The 5,753-nt window shown below is 71.5% G+C and carries 7 protein-coding genes; 4 read left to right on the forward strand and 3 right to left on the reverse strand.

What is annotated here, in order from left to right:
- Positions 1-259: 259 nt before the first annotated feature.
- Together ACFV9H_RS39805 and ACFV9H_RS39810 are read right to left on the reverse strand one after the other, a co-directional pair.
- Positions 260-1,123 carry a pentapeptide repeat-containing protein gene (locus tag ACFV9H_RS39805; RefSeq protein WP_385408603.1) on the reverse strand — a complete coding sequence of 288 codons (864 nt, stop codon included), beginning with the start codon at positions 1,121-1,123 and terminating at the stop codon, positions 260-262.
- 2 nt (positions 1,124-1,125) lie between these two features.
- On the reverse strand, positions 1,126-1,641 hold the full coding sequence (locus tag ACFV9H_RS39810) for a GNAT family N-acetyltransferase (RefSeq protein ID WP_385408605.1): 516 nt from the start codon (positions 1,639-1,641) through the stop codon (positions 1,126-1,128).
- 66 nt (positions 1,642-1,707) lie between these two features.
- Between ACFV9H_RS39810 and ACFV9H_RS39815 the strand changes: the two genes are divergently transcribed.
- From ACFV9H_RS39815 to ACFV9H_RS39830, 4 genes are all read left to right on the forward strand, one after another.
- Positions 1,708-2,316 carry a LysE family translocator gene (locus ACFV9H_RS39815; RefSeq protein WP_385408607.1) on the forward strand — a complete coding sequence of 203 codons (609 nt, stop codon included), beginning with the start codon at positions 1,708-1,710 and terminating at the stop codon, positions 2,314-2,316.
- Between the two features lie 53 nt (positions 2,317-2,369).
- Positions 2,370-3,164 (forward strand): thioesterase family protein, encoded by a 795-nt coding sequence (locus ACFV9H_RS39820; protein WP_385408609.1) that lies wholly within the window; start codon positions 2,370-2,372, stop codon positions 3,162-3,164.
- Between the two features lie 141 nt (positions 3,165-3,305).
- The gene (locus tag ACFV9H_RS39825; protein ID WP_385408615.1) at positions 3,306-4,313 is read left to right on the forward strand and encodes an NlpC/P60 family protein; all 1,008 of its coding nucleotides are present in this window, start codon (positions 3,306-3,308) and stop codon (positions 4,311-4,313) included.
- Positions 4,314-4,518: 205 nt separating this feature from the next.
- The gene (locus tag ACFV9H_RS39830; RefSeq protein ID WP_385408611.1) at positions 4,519-5,259 is read left to right on the forward strand and encodes a phosphatase PAP2 family protein; all 741 of its coding nucleotides are present in this window, start codon (positions 4,519-4,521) and stop codon (positions 5,257-5,259) included.
- A 114-nt stretch (positions 5,260-5,373) separates the two neighbouring features.
- Here ACFV9H_RS39830 and ACFV9H_RS39835 read toward each other — a convergent pair whose 3' ends face one another.
- The gene (locus ACFV9H_RS39835) at positions 5,374-5,592 is read right to left on the reverse strand and encodes a hypothetical protein (RefSeq protein ID WP_385408613.1); all 219 of its coding nucleotides are present in this window, start codon (positions 5,590-5,592) and stop codon (positions 5,374-5,376) included.
- Between the last annotated feature and the right edge of the window lie 161 nt (positions 5,593-5,753).

Below are 5,753 nucleotides of genomic sequence, written 5' to 3' on the forward strand. Positions count from 1 at the left end.
GGCCCCCGGGGGGGGCCCCTGTTGGGGGGGCGGTTTTTTTTTCATAAAAAAATCCGGGGGGGGGGGGGGGGGGGGGGGGGGGGGGGGGGGGGGGGGGGGGGGGGGGGGGGGGGGGGTGGGGGGGGGGGGGGGGGGCCCCCCCCCACGACGGGCACTGAGGTACGTCTGTTCCTTGGGCGGGTGTGGCGCCGCTGCCGGGGCTTCGCCCCGGACCCCACGCCTCAGACGCCGGTGGGGCTGGATGCGCCGTGGGTGGCGGTCAGGTCCAGTGGGTGGGGTGGGTGAGGGTTGGGGGGATGCGGGTGTTTCGGTTGCCTTGGGCGGCGTTGAGTTGGGGCTGGGTGAGGAAGACGGCCTCGCGGAGGTCCGCGTCGCGGAGGTTGGTGTCCCTGAGGTCGGCGCCGATCATGTCTGCCTTGCGGAGGTCGGCGTGGCTGAGGTCGGCGGCGATCAGGTAGGCGCCGCGGAGGTTCGCGCCGCGCAGGTCGGCGCCGGAGAGGCGGGCGCCCATTAGGTCGGCGCCGCGGTGGTTCTTCTTGCGGCCCGGCACCTTGGCCCGTACGAGCTCGCTGGTTTTGAGGAGGAGGGTGTTCGCGTCCTGGCGGAGGGTGGTCACGTCCAGGGCGGCCAGGGCCTGCGCGTCGGCTCGCGTCCATTCTTCCGTGGTGGCGAGGGCGCGGCGGAGGTCCGCGTGGACGGGGGCGGCGGCCGGGAGGGTGAGGGCCTCGGCGAGGTAGAAGAGCAGCTCGTGCAGCTGCCGCATCACCGGGAAGACGTCGAACATCGGGCGGGCCGTGTCGGGGTGGGTGCGCCAGTCGCGTCCGCCGAAGGTGACCTGGGAGACCTGCTGGCCCGCGCCGAAGCAGTCGAAGACCGTGCAGCCCTGGAATCCCTTGTCGCGCAGCCGGGTGTGGATGCCGCAGCGGAAGTCCTGCTGGAGGTTCTTGCAGGGGGTTCCGGCGGGCTTGTTCACGGCGAAGTCGTTCGACTTGGCGAAGGGGAGGGCGACGCAGCAGAGCGCGAAGCAGTTCGAGCAGTCGGCTTGCAGGAGCGGGAGCGGGAGCGGGAGGGGGTGGGAGTGGGAGTGGGAGTGGGGGTGGGGAGACTGAGGCACGTTCCTCATTGTTACCCGTGTGGGGAGGCGAGTCGCATTTGGTGGGCGGTCCAGGGGGTCCCGTCGACCTCTTCGACGTTCTCGATCACTCGTTCCGTGCGGAATCCGAGCTTCTCGTAGATGCGGATCGCCGCCGTGTTGTGGGACCAGACGCCCAGGGTGATCTCCGGGAGGGCCAGCTCGCCGAAGCAGAGCTCCACGGCCCGGGAGACGAGGGCCCTGCCCAGGCCGTGGGCGCGCGCCTCGGGGGCGATCAGTACGCGGCCGAGGCGGGTGCCGGCGACCGAGACGTGGCCGACGGCGTGGCCGACCGCGTGGTCGCCCGGGTCGCCGGGGGACACGGCGGTCCAGATTCGGCGGCCGGGCTCGGCGGCGTAGGCGGCGAGCTGGGCGTCGTCCAGGGGCCAGGAGAAGGAGGGGCCGGCCCAGGTCATGAGCTCGGCGGGGGTGGTCACCCATGAGCGGAGCAGGGGTGCGTCGGTGGCCGGCCGGTAGGGGATCAGGGAGAGCGGAGGCGGGATGGTCATGCGACCAAGTATCCCGATGGCGAAAGGGGGTTGAGGCGATGGAAGGAGTGGGGTGAGCTTCGGCGTATGACAGAAGTGATCGCAGTTGCCGTCATTACCCTTCTCGCCGTGATCAGTCCCGGCGCCGATTTCGCCATGGTCGTCCGCAACAGCTATCTCTACGGGCGGCCCACCGGGCTGTTCGCCGCCGCCGGGGTCGCGGCCGGGGTGCTCGTCCACGTCACGTACACGATGCTCGGCGTCGGTTTGTTGATCGCGTCCTCCACCGCGCTGTTCACCGCGATCAAGCTGGCGGGTGCGGCGTACCTGGTGTGGATCGGGATACGGACCTTCCGCGCGCGGGAGTCGGTGACCGTCGACCTGGAGTCGAAGCCGGAGCTGACGCGGGCCGGGGCGCTGCGGTCCGGGTTCCTGACCAATGTGTTGAATCCGAAGACGACGCTGTTCGTGGTGTCGACGTTCACGCAGGTGGTGGGGCCGGACACGCCGGTGTGGCAGCAGGCGGGGTACGGGCTGTTCATGTCGGCGGCGCATCTGGGGTGGTTCGGGGCGGTGGCGCTGTTCTTCTCCGACTCCCGGCTGCGCGAGCGGATGCTGAAGGCGCAGAAGACGCTGAACCGGGCCATCGGGTCGGTGCTGGTGGGGCTGGGGGTGGGGCTGGGGTTCGCCCGCTGAGGCTCGCGGCAGGGGTCTGGTGCCGGAGGTTACCTGTCGGTAGCGTGAGTGCCATGGGAGCTGTCGAGGGGTTCTACCAACGGGTCGATGACGGGCGGTTCGCCGCCACCGAGTACACGCGGGGCCCGTGGGACCCCGGCTCCCAGCACGCCGGACCGCCGGCCGCGCTGCTCGGGCGGGCCGTCGAGGAGCGGCCGGGCGGGCGTACGGACATGCGGGTCGCGCGGATCACGTACGAGATCCTGCGCCCGGTGCCGATCGGCGCGCTGGAGATCACCACGAGCGTCCTGCGGGCCGGCCGCAGCACCGAGGTGGTCGAGGCCGCCCTCACGCCGGAGGGCGCGGCCGCGCCGGTGATGCTCGCGCGGGCGCTGCGGATCCGGGTGGCCGAGGAGGCGGTGCCGGCGGTGGTGCCGGGACCGGGGCTGCCGTCGCCGGGGGAGGTCGCGCGGACGCCGTTCTTCCCGGTGCCGTGGGACGTCGGCTACCACACGGCGATGGAGACCCGGTTCACCGAGGGCGCGTTCGTCGAGCTGGGGCCGGGCACCTGCTGGATGCGGATGAAGGTGCCGCTCGTCGCGGGCGAGGAGGCCAGGGCGCTGGACCGGGTGCTGGTCGCCGCCGACTCGGGCAACGGCATCGGTTCGGTGATGGACTTCCGGCGGTTCGTCTTCGTGAACGGTGACCTGACCGTCCACCTGCACCGCCACCCGGTGGGGGAGTGGGTCTGCGTGGAGGCGGCCACGAGCGTGGACGCCGCCGGCATCGGGCTGGCCGACGCGCGGCTGCACGACGAGAAGGGGCCGATCGGTCGGAGCGCGCAGAGCCTGTTCGTCGCGCCCAGGTAGCCGCCCTCGGCGTGGGAGGGGCTGGACGACCGTCCGCCGTCCGTCAAAGATGGCAAGTGGGCTAGTAGGACAGGCGACACGGTCGAATCGCGTCCGAAAGCGACGGCGATGGGGGAGGGTTGACGGGTGCGCAGATTCTGGATGGCCGGCGGGATCGGGATCGGGCTGTGCCTGAGCTTCCTCGTGCTGCTCGTCGTGGGGACCTACTCCGCCGCGGCCGGCCTGGGGCGCGCGGGCGCGGGCGGCGGTGCGGTGGGCCTGGCCAAGGGGGCGGTGCCCGCGAAGTACCAGGCGTTGGTGGAGAAGTGGGGCAACCTCTGCCCGGCCATCAACCCGGCACTGCTCGCCGCCCAGCTGTACTCCGAGAGCGGCTGGAACCCGAGTGCCGTCAGTCCGGCGGACGCGCGCGGCATCGCGCAGTTCATCCCGGGTACGTGGGCGGGCCACGGCATCGACGGGGACGGGGACGGGGACCGGGACATCTGGGACCCGAGCGACGCGATCCCCTCGGCCGCCTCGTACGACTGCGAGCTGGCCAAGGACGTGGCGAGCGTGCCCGGTGACCCGGCCTCGAACATGCTCGCCGCCTACAACGCCGGTGCCTACGCGGTCATCAAGTACGGCGGCGTGCCCCCGTACAAGGAGACCCAGGGCTACGTGAAGGCGATCACCAGCCTCGCGAAGAGCTTCGCCCGACCCGTCGGCCGGGTCGCGCCCTCGCAACAGGCCGCCGGGGCGATCTACTTCGCGCAGAAGCAGCTCGGCACTCCGTACCTGTGGGGTGGCAACGGAACGCCCGACCAGGACGGGCGGTTCGACTGCTCGGGGCTGACCAAGGCCGCGTACGAGACGGTGGGGATCAAGCTGCCGCGCGTGGCGAACGACCAGTACAACGCCGGCCCGCACCCCTCGCGCGATGAACTGCTCCCCGGTGACCTGGTGTTCTTCTCCGATGATCTGACGAACTCTCGGGACATTCGGCACGTCGGTCTCTACGTGGGCGGCGGCTACATGATCAACGCCCCGTACACCGGCGCCGTGATCCGCTTCGACAAGATCGACACCCCGGACTACTTCGGCGCCACGCGCGTGACGAAGGACGGCGCGGAGGCCCTTCCGGAGCGCACCGCGGCGAGCCAGGCCCCGTAGCAACTCTCCGTGAGGCAAAGGCCCTGAGCTGCGACGATGAGTCACTCTTCGATAACGTTGGGGTGATCATTCGGTGGAGAGTGGAACGTACTTGCCAGAACGGGCGTTCCATGGACGCGGGGCATGATCAAAACGGGGGGCGAAAGGGCGCACACCGGCGTGCGCCCGCAGGGGAACCACGGCAAGAGCAAGGGGCCGCATCACCATGGCTGGACTCACGAGCGGTGGGCCGAATGTGGATGTCAGCCTGCTGTACGAGATCAACGGTGTTTCCCGGCACACCCCGGACTGGCTGGACCGGGCCGTGGGTTGGGTCGGTGAGTACGGGATCCTCCTGGCCCTGGTGCTCCTGGTCCTGTGGTGCTGGCGCGGCGCCCGCCGCCAGGACGAGGCCACGGCCGTCGAATCCTTCACCGCTCTGGTGTGGGCCCCGCTCGCAGCCGGTCTGGCCCTGCTCGTGAACGTGCCGCTGCGTGAATTCGTCGGCCGGTCGCGGCCGTTCCGCGAGCACGAGGGGCTGAACGTGCTCGACTCCGGTCTCGGGAGCCGCCTCGGCGCCGAGTTCGGGAACACCCAGTTCTCCTTCGTCAGCGACCACGCCACCCTCGCGATGGCCCTGGGCATCGGCCTGTTCCTGGCCAACCGGCGGCTCGGGCTCGTCGGGATCGCGTTGGCCCTCGCCGAGGGTGCCAGCCGCGTGTACATGGGCGTCCACTACCCGACCGACGTGATCGGCGGCTTCGCGCTCGGCACCGCCGTCGTCCTCGTGCTCGCGCCGATCACGATGGCGCTGCTGAACCCGGTGGTGCTCGCGGTGGCCCGGGCCCCGCGTCTGGGGCGGCTCGTACGGGCCAAGGAGCGGATGCTGCCGAGGCCGGTCGGGCTGCAGCAGGCACAGAACCCGGCGGCGGAGCAGCGCCCGCACGAAAGCGACCTCGCGGCCTGATACGGCCTCAGGCGCCGGCGTACGACTCCCATACGGCGAGCAGCGCGGCCGCCAGCAGGCACAGCCCCGCCACTCCGAAGCACATCCGCACCGCCGCCGGGCGGGGGCGGGGGGTCACCGGTCGCCCCCGTCGGTGTCGCCGTCGCGTCGGTAGCGGGAGCGCAGCCACAACCCCGTCGCCAAGGCGGAGACGGCGGTGAGTCCCACGGCCAGGGCCACGTCGGCCGGCCCGTCCGCCGAGCCCACGGGTCTGGCCCAGGCCGAGGCGGCCGGGGCGGACACGATGAGCAGGGCCCAGAGGAGGGCCGCGAGGCGGGCTGCGGGTCCTGGCATGAGTCAAGGGCATCCGCTCCGGCCCGACCCGGCCAGCCGAGGAGTCCGAACGGGCGAGGCGCAGGCCCTAGTAGTGCTTGGTCAGGTTCGGTCGTCGGTGGAGTGTCGGGCTGATGGGCTGTGTCGTTGATCGGGTGTGCTGGCTAAGGAGTTGGCTGCGG

This window comes from Streptomyces sp. NPDC059874 (assembly GCF_042731135.1).
Taxonomy (GTDB): domain Bacteria; phylum Actinomycetota; class Actinomycetes; order Streptomycetales; family Streptomycetaceae; genus Streptomyces.

What these genes read in the sequence shown, in the direction of transcription:
- ACFV9H_RS39805 (WP_385408603.1), bottom strand. Translation starts at nt 1,123, where the DNA reads ATGAGGAACGTGCCTCAGTCTCCCCACCCCCACTCCCACTCCCACTCC.
- ACFV9H_RS39810 (WP_385408605.1), bottom strand. Translation starts at nt 1,641, where the DNA reads ATGACCATCCCGCCTCCGCTCTCCCTGATCCCCTACCGGCCGGCCACC.
- ACFV9H_RS39815 (WP_385408607.1), top strand. Translation starts at nt 1,708, where the DNA reads ATGACAGAAGTGATCGCAGTTGCCGTCATTACCCTTCTCGCCGTGATC.
- ACFV9H_RS39820 (WP_385408609.1), top strand. Translation starts at nt 2,370, where the DNA reads ATGGGAGCTGTCGAGGGGTTCTACCAACGGGTCGATGACGGGCGGTTC.
- ACFV9H_RS39825 (WP_385408615.1), top strand. Translation starts at nt 3,306, where the DNA reads ATGGCCGGCGGGATCGGGATCGGGCTGTGCCTGAGCTTCCTCGTGCTG.
- ACFV9H_RS39830 (WP_385408611.1), top strand. Translation starts at nt 4,519, where the DNA reads ATGGCTGGACTCACGAGCGGTGGGCCGAATGTGGATGTCAGCCTGCTG.
- ACFV9H_RS39835 (WP_385408613.1), bottom strand. Translation starts at nt 5,592, where the DNA reads ATGCCAGGACCCGCAGCCCGCCTCGCGGCCCTCCTCTGGGCCCTGCTC.